The 17,382-nt window shown below is 67.0% G+C and carries 13 protein-coding genes; 7 read left to right on the forward strand and 6 right to left on the reverse strand.

Going from position 1 to position 17,382, the window contains the following annotated elements:
• Positions 1 to 80: 80 nt before the first annotated feature.
• Positions 81 to 2,663: a glycosyltransferase family 1 protein gene (locus ADBZ9K_RS09080; RefSeq protein WP_526619745.1), complete on the reverse strand. Its 2,583-nt coding sequence runs from the start codon at positions 2,661 to 2,663 to the stop codon at positions 81 to 83.
• A 230-nt stretch (positions 2,664 to 2,893) separates the two neighbouring features.
• Here ADBZ9K_RS09080 and ADBZ9K_RS09085 point away from each other — a divergent pair, with 230 nt between their 5' ends.
• Together ADBZ9K_RS09085 and glgB are read left to right on the forward strand one after the other, a co-directional pair.
• Positions 2,894 to 4,981 (forward strand): maltotransferase domain-containing protein, encoded by a 2,088-nt coding sequence (locus ADBZ9K_RS09085; protein WP_526619746.1) that lies wholly within the window; start codon positions 2,894 to 2,896, stop codon positions 4,979 to 4,981.
• A 22-nt stretch (positions 4,982 to 5,003) separates the two neighbouring features.
• Positions 5,004 to 7,211 carry a 1,4-alpha-glucan branching protein GlgB gene (gene glgB, locus ADBZ9K_RS09090; RefSeq protein WP_526619747.1) on the forward strand — a complete coding sequence of 736 codons (2,208 nt, stop codon included), beginning with the start codon at positions 5,004 to 5,006 and terminating at the stop codon, positions 7,209 to 7,211.
• A 16-nt stretch (positions 7,212 to 7,227) separates the two neighbouring features.
• On the opposite strand, the gene ADBZ9K_RS09095 is transcribed toward glgB, so the two are convergent.
• From ADBZ9K_RS09095 to ADBZ9K_RS09105, 3 genes are all read right to left on the reverse strand, one after another.
• Positions 7,228 to 8,121 (reverse strand): tetratricopeptide repeat protein, encoded by an 894-nt coding sequence (locus ADBZ9K_RS09095; protein ID WP_526619748.1) that lies wholly within the window; start codon positions 8,119 to 8,121, stop codon positions 7,228 to 7,230.
• 13 nt (positions 8,122 to 8,134) lie between these two features.
• Positions 8,135 to 8,521, reverse strand: a complete 387-nt coding sequence (locus tag ADBZ9K_RS09100; protein ID WP_526619749.1) for a DUF3817 domain-containing protein — start codon at positions 8,519 to 8,521, stop codon at positions 8,135 to 8,137.
• Positions 8,522 to 8,614: 93 nt separating this feature from the next.
• Positions 8,615 to 9,793 carry a thiolase family protein gene (locus ADBZ9K_RS09105; RefSeq protein ID WP_526619750.1) on the reverse strand — a complete coding sequence of 393 codons (1,179 nt, stop codon included), beginning with the start codon at positions 9,791 to 9,793 and terminating at the stop codon, positions 8,615 to 8,617.
• A 92-nt stretch (positions 9,794 to 9,885) separates the two neighbouring features.
• On the opposite strand from ADBZ9K_RS09105, the gene mce reads away from it, so the two are divergent.
• The gene (gene mce / locus ADBZ9K_RS09110; RefSeq protein WP_526619751.1) at positions 9,886 to 10,353 is read left to right on the forward strand and encodes a methylmalonyl-CoA epimerase; all 468 of its coding nucleotides are present in this window, start codon (positions 9,886 to 9,888) and stop codon (positions 10,351 to 10,353) included.
• A 6-nt stretch (positions 10,354 to 10,359) separates the two neighbouring features.
• Here the strand turns inward: mce and ADBZ9K_RS09115 are convergent, their stop codons facing one another.
• Together ADBZ9K_RS09115 and nucS are read right to left on the reverse strand one after the other, a co-directional pair.
• Positions 10,360 to 10,656 carry an Rv1322 family protein gene (locus ADBZ9K_RS09115; protein WP_526619752.1) on the reverse strand — a complete coding sequence of 99 codons (297 nt, stop codon included), beginning with the start codon at positions 10,654 to 10,656 and terminating at the stop codon, positions 10,360 to 10,362.
• Positions 10,656 to 11,327: an endonuclease NucS gene (gene nucS / locus ADBZ9K_RS09120; protein ID WP_526619753.1), complete on the reverse strand. Its 672-nt coding sequence runs from the start codon at positions 11,325 to 11,327 to the stop codon at positions 10,656 to 10,658. The genes ADBZ9K_RS09115 and nucS overlap by 1 nt, the downstream gene beginning before the upstream one ends.
• Before the next feature lie 49 nt (positions 11,328 to 11,376).
• Here nucS and ADBZ9K_RS09125 point away from each other — a divergent pair, with 49 nt between their 5' ends.
• The 4 genes from ADBZ9K_RS09125 (at position 11,377) to ADBZ9K_RS09140 (ending at position 17,336) form a co-directional block, all read left to right on the forward strand.
• Entirely contained in the window at positions 11,377 to 12,978 is a 1,602-nt protein-coding gene (locus tag ADBZ9K_RS09125; protein WP_526619754.1) for an adenylate/guanylate cyclase domain-containing protein, read from the forward strand.
• A gap of 298 nt (positions 12,979 to 13,276) precedes the next feature.
• Positions 13,277 to 14,710: a glutamine synthetase family protein gene (locus ADBZ9K_RS09130; RefSeq protein WP_526619755.1), complete on the forward strand. Its 1,434-nt coding sequence runs from the start codon at positions 13,277 to 13,279 to the stop codon at positions 14,708 to 14,710.
• A 1-nt stretch (position 14,711) separates the two neighbouring features.
• Positions 14,712 to 15,737, forward strand: a complete 1,026-nt coding sequence (locus ADBZ9K_RS09135; RefSeq protein WP_526619756.1) for a carbon-nitrogen hydrolase family protein — start codon at positions 14,712 to 14,714, stop codon at positions 15,735 to 15,737.
• Positions 15,738 to 15,800: 63 nt separating this feature from the next.
• Positions 15,801 to 17,336, forward strand: coding sequence for an amino acid permease (locus ADBZ9K_RS09140; protein WP_526619757.1), 1,536 nt, complete (start codon positions 15,801 to 15,803; stop codon positions 17,334 to 17,336).
• Positions 17,337 to 17,382 lie beyond the last annotated feature (46 nt).

The raw sequence follows: 17,382 nt of genomic DNA on the forward strand, positions 1-17,382 counted from the left end.
ATGCGGCACCTGTCGACGCTCCTCTGGGGAACCTACAGGTGGGCCCCATGCCCTACTCACCGAACCAGGGACTTCCCGCGTTACGCGAGCGTGACCAAGCCGAGTTCGGTGTCACCGGCCAGCAGCGGGTGATGCGGGAGCACGCGCACGGTGTAGCCGACGGCCCCGGCCACCGGCAGCGGCGTCGTCGTCGAGAAGATCTCGGCCCCGCCGTCACCGGTGCCGGTGTGCGGCATGTCGACACACAGCGGGTCCTGCAGCGCGTCGGCGGCGTCGACCCGACCCAGAACCGCCTGGACCACCACCTCGTCGGGGGTGAGCCCGGCCAGCTGCACGGTGGCGGTCAAGGTCAGCTCCGAACCCAGCACCGGGGTGTCGGGCAGGCCGGTGCTGTCGACATCGGTGATCTGGACCTTCGGCCAGGCTTCACGCACCCGCAGCCGGTAGGCCGACAGTTCGCGGGCCGCGCCGAAGGGCAGCCCGTCGATGGGTGCGCTGGTCCGGCGCAGCGACTGGGCCGCCGGTGCGTAGTAGGTCTCGGTGTAGTCGCGCACCATCCGCGAGGCCAGCACCTTGGGGCCAAGCGTCTCCAGGGTGTGGCGCACCATTTCCACCCACCGGTTCGGCACACCCTTGTCGTCGCGGTCGTAGAACCGCGGTCCGACCGAATGCTCGAGCAGGTCATACAGCGCGGCGGCCTCCAGGTCGTCGCGCCGGCCCTCGTCGGCCAGGCCGTCGGCGGTCGGTATCTCCCAACCGTTTTCGCCGTCGTACCACTCGTCCCACCAGCCGTCCCGGATGGACAGGTTGAGCCCGCCGTTGAGTGCGCTCTTCATGCCGGAGGTACCGCAGGCCTCCAGCGGACGCAGCGGGTTGTTCAGCCACACGTCGCAGCCCCAGTAGAGCTGGCGCGCCATCGACATGTCGTAGTCGGGCAGGAACGCGATGCGGTGGCGCACCTCGGGCCGGTCGGCGAACTTCACGACCTGCTGGATGAGCGCCTTGCCGGCGTCGTCGGCGGGGTGGGACTTACCGGCCACGATCAGCTGGATGGGTTTGTCCTCGTCGAGCAGCAGCGCTTCCAGCCGTTGCGGGTCACGCATCATCAGGGTGAGGCGCTTGTAGGTGGGGACCCGCCGGGCGAAGCCGATGGTCAACACATTGGGGTCGAATGCTGTTGCAATCCAACCCAATTCGGCATCCGAAGCGCCTCGCTCCAGCCACGAGCTGCGTAGCCGGCGCCGCACGTCCTGCACCAGCAGGGCGCGCAGCTGCGAACGGATCCACCAGATGTGGCCGGTGTCGACCTGCTGCAGCCGCTGCCAGACGTTGGGTTCGCGCAGCGCCTCGGTCGACCCGGCCAGCTCCCGGCCGAGCTCCAGCCACTGCGGGGCGGCCCAGGTGGGACCGTGCACGCCGTTGGTGATCGAACCAATGGGCACCTCGGCGGGGTCGAAGCCTGGCCACAGCTCGTCGAACATCGTGCGGCTGACCCGCCCGTGCAGCAGCGACACCCCGTTGGCGCGCTGCGCGAGCCGCAGGCCCATGTGCGCCATGTTGAACTTCGCGGGATCGTCTTCGGCCCCGAACGCCAGCACGCGCCCGACCGGGACGCCGGGCAGCAGTCCGGCCGGCCCGTCGTCGCCGAAGTACCGCTGCACCATCTCCACCGGGAAGCGGTCGATGCCGGCCGGCACCGGGGTGTGGGTGGTGAATACCGTGCTGGAGCGCACCACCGTCAGGGCGGTGTCGAAGTCCAGCCGGTCCGCGGACATGTACTCGCGGATGCGCTCCACGCCCAGGAAGCCGGCATGGCCCTCGTTCATGTGGAACACATCGGGGGCCGACCGGCCTTCGATCGCGGTGAAGGCGCGGATGGCGCGCACCCCGCCGATACCGGCCAGCAGCTCCTGCTTGATGCGGTGCTCCTGGTCGCCGCCGTACAGCCGGTCGGTGACATTGCGCAGATCGTGTTCGTTCTCAGGGATATCGGAGTCGAGCAGCAGCAGCGGTATGCGCCCCACCTGGGCTACCCACACCCTGGCCCGCAGTTTCTTGCCGTCCGGCATGGCCAGTTCGACCAGCACCGGCGCGTCGGCGGCGTCGGTCAGCAGCCGCAGCGGAAGTCCTTGCGGATCCAGCGATGGGTAGTTCTCGTGCTGCCAGCCGTCGGCGGTCAGCGATTGCCGGAAGTAGCCGGACCGGTAGTACAGGCCGACGGCGATCAACGGCAGCCCGAGGTCTGAGGCCGACTTGAGGTGGTCACCGGCCAGGATCCCCAGCCCGCCCGAGTAGTTGGGCAGCACCTCGGCGACACCGAACTCCATCGAGAAGTAGGCGATGCCGGTTGGCATGGCGGCGGGGTCCTGCTCCTGGTACCACATGGGACGGCTCAGGTAGTCGTCCAGATCGGCGGCGAGCTGATCGAGGGTGGACAGGAACGAGGGATCCTCGGCCAGCTCATCGAGCCGGGCGGGGCTGACCGCACCCAGCAGGGCCACCGGATCCTGACCGGTTTGATCCCACAGCTGGGGGTCGATCGAGGCGAAGAGATCTTGGGTCGGCTTGTCCCACGACCAACGCAGATTGATGGACAACCGACCGAGTGCGGAGAGCCGCTCAGGCAGGTGTGCTCGGACAGTGAACCTACGGAGGGCCTTCACGCGTCCCTACCTTACTGAGATTCCGGGGCACCGATAGACGGCAGTGCGCTTCTTCCCCCGCATTCGATCCGGCCACTACGGTGTGAACTACCGCGCATGCGGTTACCCCGAGGGGCAAGGAGTCTCACGACCGGTGCAGGGACCTGGCCCGACTGCGCCACGACAGATGTTGACCGACGATTCGACGCGGCGCAGGTCACGCCGCACAAGACAGAAATGGAGTGGTGTGGGTGCCCGGTCGTATCGAGATCGATGACGTCGCGCCCGTCGTGTCCTGCGGAACCTACCCGGCCAAGGCGGTCGTCGGCGAGGTGTTGCCGGTGTGCGCATCGGTGTGGCGCGAGGGTCACGACGCGGTAGCCGCGACGTTGGTGGTGCGCTACCTGGGACCGTCCTATCCCCAGCTCGGTCAGAATCCGGCGCGACGGGCCCAGGCGCTGGAGAGCACCGCGCTGGCCGAGGCGGCCCCGGCTCCCGGCCGGATCAAGCCGCAGCTGTACTCGATGTCGCCCGGGCGCACGCCAGATCTGTTCCACAGCCAGTTCGTCCCCGACCGGGTGGGGTTGTGGACGTTCCGGATCGACGGGTGGGGCGACCCGATCACCACCTGGCGCCACGCCGTGACCGCGAAGCTGAACGCCGGCCAGGGCGAAACCGAATTGAACAACGACCTGTTGGTGGGCGCCCGGCTGCTGGAGCGGGCCGCCACCGGGGTCCCGCGCGATCGTCGCGCCCCGCTGCTGGCCGCCGCGGCGGCGCTGCGGGAACCCGGTGACCCCCTGACCCGCGCGGCACCGGCCCTGTCGCACGAGGTGACCGACCTGCTGGCGCTGTATCCGCTGCGCGAGCTGGTCACCCGCGGCACCACCTACGGCGTATGGGTGGATCGGCCGCTGGCCCGCTGCAGCGCCTGGTACGAGATGTTCCCGCGGTCCTCCGGGGGCCGGGACGACAACGGACGACCGGTGCACGGCACCTTCGCGACGGCGGCGGCGGCACTGCCTCGCATCGCCGCGATGGGATTCAACGTCGTCTACCTGCCGCCGATCCACCCGATCGGCAAGGTGCACCGCAAGGGCCGCAACAACAGCGTCACGGCCGAACCCGGCGACGTCGGCTCGCCCTGGGCGATCGGCAGCGACGAGGGCGGCCATGACGCGGTCCACCCCGACCTGGGCACGATCGAGGACTTCGACCGGTTCGTGGCCGCCGCCGGCGAGCAGGGCCTCGAGGTGGCGCTGGATCTGGCCCTGCAATGCGCGCCCGACCACCCGTGGGCCAAGAACCACCGGCAGTGGTTCACCGAGCTGCCCGACGGGACGATCGCCTACGCGGAGAACCCGCCCAAGAAGTACCAGGACATCTATCCACTGAACTTCGACAACGATCCGGCCGGCCTCTACGACGAGGTACTGCGGGTGGTGCGGCACTGGATGGACCACGGTGTCAAGATCTTTCGGGTCGACAACCCACACACCAAGCCGCCGAACTTCTGGGCGTGGCTGATCAGTGAGGTCAAAGCCATCGACCCCGATGTGCTGTTCCTGTCCGAGGCGTTCACCCGCCCGGCGCGGATGTACGGCCTGGCCAAACTGGGCTTCACCCAGTCGTATTCGTATTTCACCTGGCGGACCGCCAAGTGGGAGATCGAGGAATTCGGCCGACAGATCGCCGAGCACGCCGACTATGCCCGGCCCAACCTGTTCGTCAACACCCCCGACATCCTGCACGAGACCCTGCAGCAGGGCGGCCCGGGCATGTTCGCCATCCGTGCGGTCCTGGCCTCGACGATGGGCACCTCGTGGGGTGTCTACTCCGGCTATGAACTGTTCGAACACCTGCCGGCGCGCGAAGGTAGCGAGGAGTACCTGGACTCGGAGAAGTACGAGCTGCGGCCGCGCGATTTCGAGGCCGCCCTGAGTGAAGGGCGCTCGCTGGAGCCGTTCCTGAAGCGTCTCAACGAGATCCGTCGTGTGCATCCCGCGCTGTGCCAGATGCGCACGATCACGTTCCACCATGTCGACAACGAGGCGCTGCTGGCCTACAGCAAGTTCGACCCGGTGACCGGGGACACTGTGCTGGTGGTGGTCACCCTCAACCCCTTCGGCGCCGAGGAGGGAATCGTGTGGCTGGATATGGAAGCACTGGGTATGCACCCCTATGACCGATTCTGGGTCCGTGACGAGATCACCGGTGAGGAGTACCAGTGGGGGCAGTCCAACTACGTGCGACTGGAGCCGGCCCGAGCCGTCGCGCACATTCTCAACATGCCGTTGATTCCGCAGGACCAGCGATCCACGCTGCTCCGGCGGGAATGACGCAACGATAGGAGCCCAGGCAATGACGAGATCAGACAAACTCGCCAGCCCGTATCTGGCACCCGATCCCGGCGAGTTGGCCAGGCTGGTGGCCGGCGTCCACCACAACCCACACGGCATCCTGGGTGCCCACGAGTATGACGATCACACCGTCATCCGGGCACTCAAGCCGCACGCCCAGGACGTCGTCGCCCTGATCGGCGGCGAGCGTTACCCGCTGACCCATATCGACTCCGGCTTGTTCGCGGTGGCACTGCCGTTCACCAACCTGGCCGACTACCGGCTCGAAGTCAGCTATCCCGCCGGCGGCGACGCGGCGCACACCATCACCGTCGCCGACGGCTACCGGTTCTTGCCCACCCTCGGCGAGATGGACCTCTACCTCTACGGCGAGGGTCGCCACGAGCGGTTGTGGGAGATCCTCGGCGCGCACCCCCGCTCGTTCACCACGCCCGACGGACCCGTGGAGGGCGTGTCGTTCGCGGTGTGGGCACCGAATGCCAAGGGCATCAACCTGATCGGCGAGTTCAATCACTGGGACGGCAACGACGCCCCGATGCGCGCGCTGGGCTCCTCAGGCGTGTGGGAGTTGTTCTGGCCCGGCTTCCCCACCGACGGGCTGTACAAGTTCCGCGTCCACGGGGTCGACGGTTCGGTCACCGACCGCGCCGACCCGTTCGCGTTCGCCACGGAGGTCCCGCCGCACACCGCCTCCCGGGTATTCGTCTCGGACTACACCTGGGACGACGCCGACTGGATGACCCAGCGGGCGACGCGCAACCCGGTGTTCGAACCGATGAGCACCTACGAGGTGCACCTCGGTTCCTGGCGGCCCGGCCTGAGCTACCGCGAGCTCGCCGAGCAGCTCACCGAATACCTGCTGGCCCAAGGCTTCACCCATGTCGAGCTGCTGCCAGTGGCCGAGCATCCGTTCGGCGGGTCGTGGGGTTATCAGGTGACGTCGTACTACGCGCCGACGTCACGGTTCGGCTCGCCGGACGACTTCCGCTTCCTGGTGGACGCCCTGCACCGCGCCGGTATCGGCGTGATCGTCGACTGGGTGCCGGCGCATTTCCCGAAGGACGCCTGGGCGCTGGGCCGTTTCGACGGAACCCCGCTCTACGAACACTCCGATCCGCGCCGCGGTGAGCAGCTCGACTGGGGTACTTACGTTTTCGATTTCGGCCGGGCCGAGGTACGCAACTTCCTGGTGGCGAACGCCCTGTACTGGTTGCAGGAATACCACATCGACGGGCTGCGCGTCGACGCGGTGGCTTCGATGCTCTACCTGGACTATTCACGTCCCGCGGACGGCTGGACGCCCAACATCTACGGCGGGCGGGAGAACCTCGAGGCGGTCCAGTTCCTGCAGGAGATGAACGCGACCGTCCACAAGGTCGCGCCGGGCATCGTCACCATCGCCGAGGAGTCCACCTCATGGCCCGGGGTGACCCGCCCGACAAACCTTGGTGGGCTTGGCTTTTCGATGAAGTGGAACATGGGTTGGATGCACGACACCCTGGACTACATCAGCCGCGACCCGATCTATCGCACCTACCACCACCACGAGATGACGTTCTCGATGCTGTATGCGTTCAGCGAGAACTACGTCCTGCCGATCAGCCACGACGAGGTGGTTCACGGCAAGGGCACGCTGTGGGGGCGCATGCCAGGCAACGACCACGTCAAAGCCGCCGGACTGCGCAGCCTGCTGGCCTACCAGTGGGCCCATCCAGGCAAGCAGCTGCTGTTCATGGGGCAGGAGTTCGGCCAGCGCGCGGAGTGGTCGGAGGAACGCGGCGTCGACTGGTATCAGCTCGACGAGAACAGCTACTCCAACGGAATCCTGCGGTTCGTGGCCGACGTCAACGAGGTCTACCGCACGCGCCCGGCACTGTGGAGCCAAGACACCCGCCCCGAAGGGTATTCGTGGATCGATGCCAACGATTCGGCGAACAACGTCTTGAGCTTCCTGCGTTACGGCAGCGACGGGTCGGTGCTGGCGTGTGTGTTCAACTTCTCCGGCGCCGAACACACCCGCTACCGGCTGGGCCTACCGCATGCGGGCACGTGGCGGGAGGTGCTCAATACCGACGCGACCGTCTACAACGGAGCGGGGGTGGGCAACTTCGGTGCCGTGGAGGCCACCGACGAGCCCTGGCATGGCCGCCCCGCGTCGGCGATGCTGGTTCTTCCACCGACGTCGGCGATCTGGCTCGAACCCGCCTGAGTATGGGCTCGCGGATTCAGTACAGCGCGTTGGCGAGGTTGCGCCGTCCAGCGATGACGTCGGGGTCGGCGGGGTCGAACAGCTCGAAGAGCTCGATCAGCCGGGTCCGCACCCTGGTCCGGTCGTCGCCGGAGGTTGTGCGGACCAGCGCGATCAGCCGGTCGAATGCAGCCGCCACATCCTGGTTGAGCACCTGCACGTCGGCGGCGGCGAAGGCCGCGTCGATATCGCCCAGAGCGGCATCGGCAACCGTGATCGCGTCGGGACGCTGAGCGGTGGCCCGCTCCAGGAAGGTGATCTGGCGCAGCGCACCCTTGGCTTCCACGTGGTTGGGGTCGGCGGCCAGGATGGCCTGATACGCGGCGGCCGCGGCGACGAAGTCACCGGCCTCCAAGTGGTCGCGCGCCTGCTCCACGGCGGGGTCGGCCTGCTCGGGCTCCGCGTCGCCCGCCCCACCGAGCTTTCCCGCGGTCGCCGCGAGCAGCGAGTCGATCCAGCGGCGCAGTTGTTCAGGGGGCTGGACACCCTGAAAGCTGGCCAGCGGCTGCCCGGCGGCCAGGGCCACCACCATGGGCACCGCCTCGATACCGAACATCTGGGCGACGCGGGGAACCACGTCGACGTTCACGGTGGCCAGGGACCAGGTGCCGTTATCGGCGGCGGCCAGCCCGGCGAGCACCTCGGCCAGCTGCACACAGGCGTCGCTGCGCGGTGACCACAGCAGCACGACGACCGGTAGCTGGCTGGACCGGACCAGCACCTCGGCTTCGAAGTTCGCTTCGGTGATCTCGACTCCACCACGTGGTGCGGACCCACCACCGGCGGTGGTCTGCTGGGCCCGCTGCTTGAGGCCGGAAAGGTCGACGGCACCGGCCATGGCCGGGGCGATCGGGGGGCGTGGACGCGTCACGCCCTCAAGTTTGTCACGTCGGCGACGACGCCGAATCCACCGGTTGAGATGAACCCGCGAGACGCCCCGCGTGGCCGGGTTCAGCGCCCAGTTTCGCGGTCCGATCAGCCCATATGAGGAAGATCACACTGCCCAGGGGCACGATGCTGCCCAGCAACGCCAGCAACCATGTCCGAGCCCGCCAGGCGTAGGCGATACCCGCCAGGACGGCGGTGACCACGAAGGCGATGAACACCAGCCCGTGCACCATGCCGAAGACCTTGACGCCGATCTCGGTCCGCGGGCTGCCCAGGTACTTGAAGTACATCCCGACCAGCAGCCCAACCCAACTCACGGCCTCGGCCAGCGCCACCAGCCGGAACCGTCCGGAGGTGCTCCGAACGTCAAACGTGCTCGTCATACCGCCATTGTGCCGCAGCGCCGAGCCAGCTACTACGCGTCGTCGTTGTCACGGCCGACCGCACGGTCGGCTACGGCCGACCGTTCGACTCGGCTAGGCCCGCAGAATCAGCGCGTCGCCCTGGCCACCGGCGCCGCACAGCGCCGCCACCGCGTAGCCGGAGCCGCGCCGGGCCAGCTCGAGCGCCGCGTGCAGCGTGATCCGCGCACCGGACATCCCGATCGGATGGCCCACTGCGATCGCACCGCCGTCCCGGTTGACCTTGGCGGGATCGACGCCGAGCTCCCTGGTCGAGGCCAAGGCGACGGCAGCAAATGCCTCGTTGATCTCGATGACGTCGAGTTGGTCGACGGTGATGCCCTCCCGCGCGATCGCCTTCTTGATCGCGTTGGCCGGCTGGGACTGCAGGGTGGAATCCGGACCGGCGACCACACCATGCGCCCCGATCTCGCACAACCAGGTCAGCCCGAGCTCCTGCGCCTTTGCCTTGTTCATCACCACGACGGCACAGCCGCCGTCGGAGATCTGGGAGGCCGATCCGGCGGTGATGGTGCCGTCCTTGCGGAATGCCGGCTTGAGCCCGGACAGCGACTCGGCCGTGGTGTTGGCCCGGATGCCCTCGTCCTCGGCGAACTCGATCGGGTCGCCCTTGCGCTGCGGGATCGCGACCGGCACCACCTCGTCGGCGAACACGCCGTCCTTCCAGGCCGCCGCCGCCTTGCGGTGTGAGGCGGCCGAGAATTCGTCCTGCTCGAGGCGGGTGAACTTGTCGGAGTCGTTGCGCTGCTCGGTCAACGCACCCATCGGCTGGTCGGTGAACACATCATGCAGGCCGTCATAGGCCAGGTGATCGAGCACCGTCACGTCGCCGTACTTGTAGCCCTCCCGGCTGTTCATCAGCAGATGCGGCGCCCGGGTCATCGACTCCTGGCCACCGGCGACCACGACGTCGAATTCACCGGCCCGGATCAGCTGGTCAGCCAGCGCGATCGAGTCGATCCCGGACAGACACATCTTGTTGATACTCAGCGCCGGCACGTCCCAGCCGATCCCAGCGGCGACCGCCGACTGCCGGGCGGGCATCTGCCCGGCACCGGCAGTGAGCACCTGACCCATGATCACGTACTCGACCAGCGAGGCCGGAATTCCAGCCTTCGCCAGGGCGCCCTTGATCGCGATCGCGCCGAGATCGCTGCCGGAGAAATCCTTGAGCGAACCCATCAGCTTGCCGATCGGCGTGCGAGCTCCAGCAACGATCACCGACGTCGTCATTCCTACCTCCAAGGGCGTTTCGAGCCGCGGCGGAGCGGCTATTCACAGATCCCCCAGTGTTGGATCCGATGTGGTTAGGTTACCTTTGCGTTATGACCGCCGAGCAAGTTGACGCCCGTCCAGTCCTGGCCAGTGCGCTCGTCACCGCCGTCGACCATGTCGGCATCGCGGTGCCGGACCTCGACGCGGCCATTCAGTGGTACCACGAGCACCTCGGCATGATCCTGGTGCACGAGGAGATCAACGAAGACCAGGGCATCCGCGAGGCCATGCTGTCGCTGAAGAACGCCGCCCCGGACTGCGCCCAGATTCAGCTGATGGCGCCGCTGGACGAGACGTCGACGATCGCCAAGTTCATCGACAAGCGCGGCCCCGGCATCCAGCAGATGGCCTACCGGGTCAGCGATCTCGACGCCATCTCCGAGCAGCTGCGCGCCCAGGGTGTCCGGTTGATCTACGACGCACCCCGTCGTGGGACCGCGAACTCCCGAATCAACTTCATCCACCCCAAGGACGCCGGCGGCGTCTTGGTGGAACTCGTCGAGCCCGCAGCCCACTAGCCCCGTCTAGGACCACTTCCTGGTCGGAGCGCGGTTGGCCCGGTTGGCCCAGCACGCGGTATGCCAGTGCCTCCGGTCCTCCAGTCCGGTTTCCCCCTGATCGACGGGCCACACCACCACATGTGCTGTGCCTGAGCGGATTTCGTGATCACATCCCGGGCACCGGTAGCTCTTTACGGCGCGCGCCGCGGCGATCGGACGCACCTCGTAGTCGAATCCGTCGGCGCCGAGCTCGATCCGGCGCTGCGCCGGCAGCGGCGGAAGACCGGCCCCGGTCCGGCGTCCCGGTCTGCGCCGCGGCATCAGAAGAGCCGGAACTCGTCGCTGTCCATACCCCGCATCATGTCGTAATCGAGTGTGATGCAACGGATTCCACGATCAGTCGCCAATGTGCGCGCCTGAGGTTTGATCTGCTGGGCCGCGAAGACGCCGGTGACCGGCGCCAGCAGGCTGTCGCGGTTGAGCAGCTCCAGGTAGCGGGTCAACTGCTCGACGCCGTCGATCTCGCCCCGGCGCTTGATCTCGATAGCCACCGAGCGCCCATGCTCGTCGCGGGCCAGGATGTCCACCGGGCCGATGGCGGTCATGTATTCGCGGCGCACCAACGTGTAGCCGTCACCGAGTAGCTCGATGTGTTCGGCCAGTAGTTCCTGCAGGTGCGCCTCGACCCCGTCCTTGACCAGGCCGGGGTCGACGCCGAGATGGTGGCTGGAGTCGTGCTCGATGGCTTCGATGGTGATGCGCAACTGCTCACCGGCCTTGTTCTCCACCACCCACACCGGCTGCGGACCGTCTTGGGCCTCGGTGAGCCAGCAGGGCGGGCTCATCCAGTTCAGCGGCTTGTAGGCGCGGTCGTCAGCATGCACGCTGACCGACCCGTCTGCCTTCACCAGCAGCAGCCGACGAGCCGAGGGCAGATGGGCAGTCAGCCGGCCGACGTAGTCGACGGTGCACTGGGCGATCACGAGGCGCACCGCACAAGCTTAGGGTCTGAGCCCGGCGAAGAATTAGGCTGGCGCCACCATGAGTCCCCACCCGAGCGTCGCGCAGCGGTTGGGCCGCGTTCTGGAGCGGGTCACCCGGCAGAGCGGACGGGCCAACACCCCGGCCTACGGGTCCTTGATCCTGGGAAAGGTGGCCGAGAGCCCGGCCCGCCGACGGGTGCGGATCCAGACTCTACTCACGGTCTTCATGCTGACGGTGAACATCCTCGGAGTCGCGGCGGCCACCCTCCTGGTAACGGTGGCCTTTCCAGTACCCAGCGTGTTCCGTGACGTGCCCCGCTGGCTCACCTTCGGCGTGGCGCCCGCCTATGCAGTCGCCGCACTGGCATTCGGCAGCTGGTGGATCACCCGGCGTACGGTCAACGACCTGCGGTGGGCCATCGCCGGGCGGGCACCGACCCGGACCGACCAGCGCAACGCCTTCGCCATACCGTGGCGCATCGCGATGGCCCAACTGGTGCTCTGGGCGGTGGGCACGACGGCGTTCACCATCCTCTACGGGACGTACGACACCGACTTCATCCCCCGCTTGGCGGTGGGCGTCGGATTCTGCGGTGTGCTGGTGGCAACGAGCGCCTATCTATTCACCGAGTTCGCATTGCGACCGGTCGCGGCCCAGGCGCTGGCCGCTGGACCGCCGCCGCACCGTCTGGCGCCGGGCATCATGGGCCGCACCATGACCGTGTGGATGCTGGGCTCGGGGGTGCCGCTGATCGGAATCGGGCTGACGGCGATGTTCTCGTTGATCCTGCAGAACCTCACCAAGACCCAGCTCGAGGTCGGCATCCTGATCATCTCGACGGGCAGCCTGATCGCGGGATTTCTGCTGATGTGGATTCTGGCGTGGATCACCGCGACTCCCGTGCGAGTGGTGCGGGCCGCGCTCAAACGGGTCGAGGACGGCGACCTCGGCACCAACCTGGTCGTGTTCGACGGCACCGAACTCGGTGAATTGCAACGCGGTTTCAACTCGATGGTGAACGGGCTGCGGGAGCGCGAGCGGGTGCGCGACCTGTTCGGCCGCCACGTCGGGCGCGAGGTGGCCGCTGCGGCCGAGTTACAGCGGCCCACGCTCGGCGGCGAGGAGCGCCATGTCGCCGTCATTTTCGTCGACATCGTCGGATCCACCCAGTTCGTCAGCACGCTGCCGCCGATCGAGGTCGTCGAGCTGCTCAACCGGTTCTTCGCCGTCGTCATCGAAGAGGTCGACCGCCACCGCGGAATGGTCAATAAGTTCGAGGGCGACGCCACGTTGGCGGTGTTCGGCGCCCCGGTCACCTTGGACAACCCCGAAGACGACGCGCTGGCCGCTGCCCGCGCGATCGTGGCGCGCCTCGCGCGTGAGGTGCCCGAATGCCCCGCGGGTATCGGGGTGGCCGCCGGTCAGGTCGTCGCCGGAAACGTCGGAGCCAACGAACGATTCGAATACACCGTGATCGGCGAGCCGGTCAACGAGGCGGCCCGGCTGTCCGAATTGGCCAAATCCACCGACGGGCATCTACTGGCCTCCGCCACGACCGTCGCGAACGCCTCCGAGGACGAGCGATCCCGCTGGGTGCTTGGCGAGTCGGTGACGCTGCGCGGCCACGAACAGCAGACCCGTCTGGCGCTGCCCGCGTGATGTCCGCTCCGACTTCGGATCTGCCTGGCGCCCAAGACAACAGGGCGACGGCCGGAATTCGCGCCTACGTTGGCCGGCTCCCAGCCAGGTTCGTCGATCGTGCGCGAGGGCACGTATCTTCGATACCCTAAGCCTCGCTCGGGCACCGTCGTATCCAACGGCTCGTCCCCGCTGCGGCCTGACAGTACATCGCAACCTCCGCTCGAGCGGGGCAGAGCGATTCGTCCGCGAAATTAACCTGGGTGAAATACACGTGCCGGAGACTAGTCATCAGACCACCTGATCACCGGAGGACCTGATGCAAGAAGGATTCATCGCCCGCCATCGGCTGTGGACCGATGAGCAAACCGAACGCGCAGCTGCACTTGCTGTCGAGGTCAAAGAGTCGCAGTTGCGCCAAATCCGCATCGCCTGGAGCGACCAACACGGCATCCTGCGCGGCAAGACCGTCGAGGTGGGTCATTTCCAGTCGACGCTGCGGGACGGCAAGGACTTCCAGACCGCAACACTGATCTTCGACACCACCAACAACCCCGTGGTTCCACCGTTCGGCGCATCGGCGCTGGGAGATCCCCGGATGACCGGCCTACCCGACGGGGTGCTGGTTCCCGACCCGACCACCTTCAAGATCCTGCCGTGGTTGGAGCGCACCGGATGGGTGCTGTGCGACTTGTACTACCAATCCGGCGAGCGGGTTCCCTTCGACACTCGCGGGGTCTTGCAGACCCAACTACAGCGACTGGCTTCCGACGGCTTCGAGTTCGTCGCCGGCATCGAGCTGGAGTGCTACATCACCCGGCTCGTCGACCCCAAACTCTCCTTCGCCGACTCCGGCTATCCACCGGCACCGCCCGAGGTCCAAGCCGTTGCACACGGCTTTCAGTATCTGACCGAGAATCGCGGCGACGAGATCGAGCCAATCCTGAGCATCCTGCGGGACAACCTCGTCGCACTCGGCATGCCGCTGGCCACCGTCGAAGATGAATGGGGGCCAAGCCAAGTCGAATTCACCTTCGATCCGATGGTCGGTACGGCCGCCGCCGATGCCGCCGTATTGATCCGCGGTGCCATCAAGCAACTCTGCCGCAGACATGGCTACCACGCGACATTCATGGCCAGGCCGTCATTTCCCAACGCATTCTCCAGCGGCTGGCATCTCCACCAGTCGCTCCGCAGCGCCGACACCGATAACGCCTTCGCCGCCAGCGACTCCGCACTGCTCTCCCCCACCGGCATGCACTATATGGGCGGCCTGCTCGAGCACGCGTTGGCATGCTCGGTACTGACCACGCCGACCATCAACGGCTACAAGAGATTCCGGCCGGATTCCTTCGCTCCGGACCGGGTGGCCTGGGCCGAGGAGAACCGGGGAGCGCTGATCAGAGTGGCCGGCAGCCGCGGTGACGCCACCACCCATCTGGAGAACCGGATCGGAGAACCCGCGGCAAATCCCTATCTCTATCTGGCCTCACAGATCGTCAGCGGCCGCGACGGGCTGCGCCACAAGATCGACCCCGGCCCGTCGGCAGACGAGCCGTACCTGGCCGAGGCGCCCGGCCTGCCGGTCAACCTGGAGTCCGCGCTGACCAGCTTCGAGGCATCCAGCCTGCTGCGCGAGGAGTTATCCGATGCGTTCGTCAATTACCTGACGGCGATCAAGCGCCACGAGGTGGCGCGGTTCAACGCCTACGTCACCGACTGGGAGCAACGCGAATACTTCGAGGTGTTCTGAGGTGACGCCGCCTGCCGTCGCGACGATCGCCTCCCACCGCTGCCCCGACCACGACCCGGCCACGCTGCTGACCATCGGTGCAGCCCAACTCGGCGGACCGTGGCTAGACCCCGCGGCGCGACTGGACAAGGTCATCGCCTGCGCCGAACTCGCGGCCGGCCAGGGCTGCGATGCCGTGGTGTTCCCGGAGGCCTACCTCAGTGGCTACCCCTTCTGGCTGCCGCGGACCCAAGGAGCCCGCTTCAACGACCCAGCCCAAAAAGCCTGCTACGGCTACTATCTCGATGCCGCGATAGAGGCGTCCGGGCCCGAGGTCGGCCTCTTGCGTTCGTTGGCGGGCGACCTGGGCCTGGCGCTGATGGTGGGTGTGACGGAGCGGGGAACGGGCAACGGGAGCGGGTCCGCCTACTGCTCGCTGCTGACCTTCGACCCCAAAGACGGCCTCGTCGGCCACCATCGCAAGCTGGTGCCGACCTACGACGAACGTCTAGTCTGGGCGGCCGGCGACGGCGCCGGGCTGCGCACCCATACCGTCGGCCGAGCCCGGCTCGGCGCATTGAATTGCTGGGAGAACTGGATGCCCGCGGCGCGGCTGGCGATGTACGCCGGCGGCGAAGACGTGCACATCGGCATCTGGCCGGGTTCCACCGAACTCACCACCGACATCACCCGGTTCATTGCCTTGGAGGGACGGGTTTTCAGTGTTGCGGTGTCGGGATTGCTACGTGCCGACGACGTTCCCGACGACTTTCCGCTCGTGGACGAATTGCGCGCCCACTCGGCAGCAGTTCCGTTCAACGGCGGATCGGCAGTGGCCGGCCCGGACGGACAGTGGCTCATCGCGCCAGTCGCCGATGCCGAAGGACTCATCGTCGTCGACTTGCCATTGCCTCAAGTCGCCCGGGAGCGATTGACGTTCGACCCTACCGGCCACTACAGCCGCCCCGACGTCTTCGTCAACACCGTCCGGCGCGAGCGTAGGGTCGCCGTCCAATTCATCGACGACACAACAGATCCGGAGCTTTGAGCCCGCATTTTCTGCCCGTCAGCGCCGACGGTTCCATCACGCTGTCCCCGAAAGGAATTAGCCATGTCCACCGAACCGCTGGCTCCAGCTGCGACCAGCCACACGACGACCGATACCAGCCATCAGGGCCTAGCACCCGGCGCCATGGGCTTGGGTGGCGTCATCTTCATCCTGCTCGCCGGCGCTGCGCCGCTGTACGCGATGTTGTTCAATGTCCCGCTGACCGTGATGGGATCAGGGTTCGCCGGGCCTTCGGCGTTCATCGTCGCGACGTTGGCGCTGCTGATCTTCTCCGTCGGCTACATCCGTATGTCGCAGAAGGTCCGTAGTGCCGGTGGGTTTTACAGCTTCGTTGCCGCAGGACTGGGCAAAGTCTTCGGTCTCGGCAGCGCCTACGTCATCAGTGTGTGCTACATCGTGTTCTGTGCCGCGATCATCGGCCCCACTGCGTATTTCACCCATGGCAGTCTGCAGCACTGGTTCGGCGTCGACGTGCCGGCGTGGGTGCTGCTGTTCGTGATCCTGGCCATGTCCTCGCTACTCGCCTGGTTTCGGGTCGGGCTCACCGCACGCGTGCTCGGCGTGCTGATGTGCCTGGAACTGCTGGGCCTCGCGGTCTTTGTCGTCGCCATCCTGGTGCGCGGTGGTGGCCCAGAGGGGCTCAGCATGCGCCCGCTCAACCCGATCGGACTCTTCGACAACCAGCAGGCGGTGGCGGTCTTCGGTGCCGCCGCCGTTGGTGTGGCGCTCTTCGGCGCTTTCTGGTCGTGGGTGGGATTCGAGATGGCGCCCAACTATGCCGAAGAGAGCCGTGATCCGGCCAGGGTGGCACGGTGGGCGATGTACGGCACCGTCATCGGCCTCGGCGTGATCTACACATTGGTCGCCTTCTGCTTCGTCAACGGATGGGGTGTCAGTGCGGTCTCGGAAGCGGTCAAAGCCCAATTCGACGGCCAGTACGACTCAGCGTTCTATCCATTGACTGACCACTTCGGCACCCAGGCGCTGACCGAGTACTTTCGGGTGCTGACGATCACCAGCGGCTTCGCCGCCCAACTGGCCTTCTACAACACCGGAGCCCGATACCTCTTCAGCCTTGGCCGTGAGCGGGTGTTGCCCAGCTGGCTGGCCGGCACGCATGCCCGCCACGCCAGCCCCTATCGGGCCAGCATGGTCGTCACCGCGGTCGTCGCCGTCTACATGATCGGGTTCACCCTGGCCGACCGGTCCGATGCGGCGACGTTGACCAAGTTGGGCACCTGGAGCCCACTACTGGGTGTGCTTGGGCTGCTGTCGATCCAGGCACTGGTGTGCGTGGCGATCATTCGCTACTTCTTGGGCAAGGGGCGGGACGCGTTCAGCCCGTGGGCCACCCTCATCGCACCATTCCTCGGTGCGCTGGCGATGGTCGCCGCGGTGGTGACTCTGCTGATCAACCGATCGGCGCTGTCGGGTGCCGGCGACGCCCTCTTTGTTCAATCGTTACCGTGGGTGATCGCCGCGCTGTTCGTCACCGGCGCGATCGCCGCGGTCGCGTTCCGCAGATTCGCCCCGCAGCGCTACGCGGCGATCGGGCCGTTCACCAGCTTCCACGACTGATCGGGGCCGGGCGGTAACCTAGGCTGACACCAGGATCAGTGCGACG

It is taken from the genome of Mycobacterium sp. (genome assembly GCF_965229265.1).
Lineage (GTDB): Bacteria > Actinomycetota > Actinomycetes > Mycobacteriales > Mycobacteriaceae > Mycobacterium.

Coding starts and splice junctions, on each gene's coding strand:
- mce (WP_526619751.1), top strand. CDS start 9,886: ATGACCGCCGAGCAAGTTGACGCCCGTCCAGTCCTGGCCAGTGCGCTC.
- ADBZ9K_RS09100 (WP_526619749.1), bottom strand. CDS start 8,521: ATGACGAGCACGTTTGACGTTCGGAGCACCTCCGGACGGTTCCGGCTG.
- ADBZ9K_RS09115 (WP_526619752.1), bottom strand. CDS start 10,656: ATGCCGCGGCGCAGACCGGGACGCCGGACCGGGGCCGGTCTTCCGCCG.
- glgB (WP_526619747.1), top strand. CDS start 5,004: ATGACGAGATCAGACAAACTCGCCAGCCCGTATCTGGCACCCGATCCC.
- ADBZ9K_RS09125 (WP_526619754.1), top strand. CDS start 11,377: ATGAGTCCCCACCCGAGCGTCGCGCAGCGGTTGGGCCGCGTTCTGGAG.
- ADBZ9K_RS09140 (WP_526619757.1), top strand. CDS start 15,801: ATGTCCACCGAACCGCTGGCTCCAGCTGCGACCAGCCACACGACGACC.
- ADBZ9K_RS09130 (WP_526619755.1), top strand. CDS start 13,277: ATGCAAGAAGGATTCATCGCCCGCCATCGGCTGTGGACCGATGAGCAA.
- ADBZ9K_RS09105 (WP_526619750.1), bottom strand. CDS start 9,793: ATGACGACGTCGGTGATCGTTGCTGGAGCTCGCACGCCGATCGGCAAG.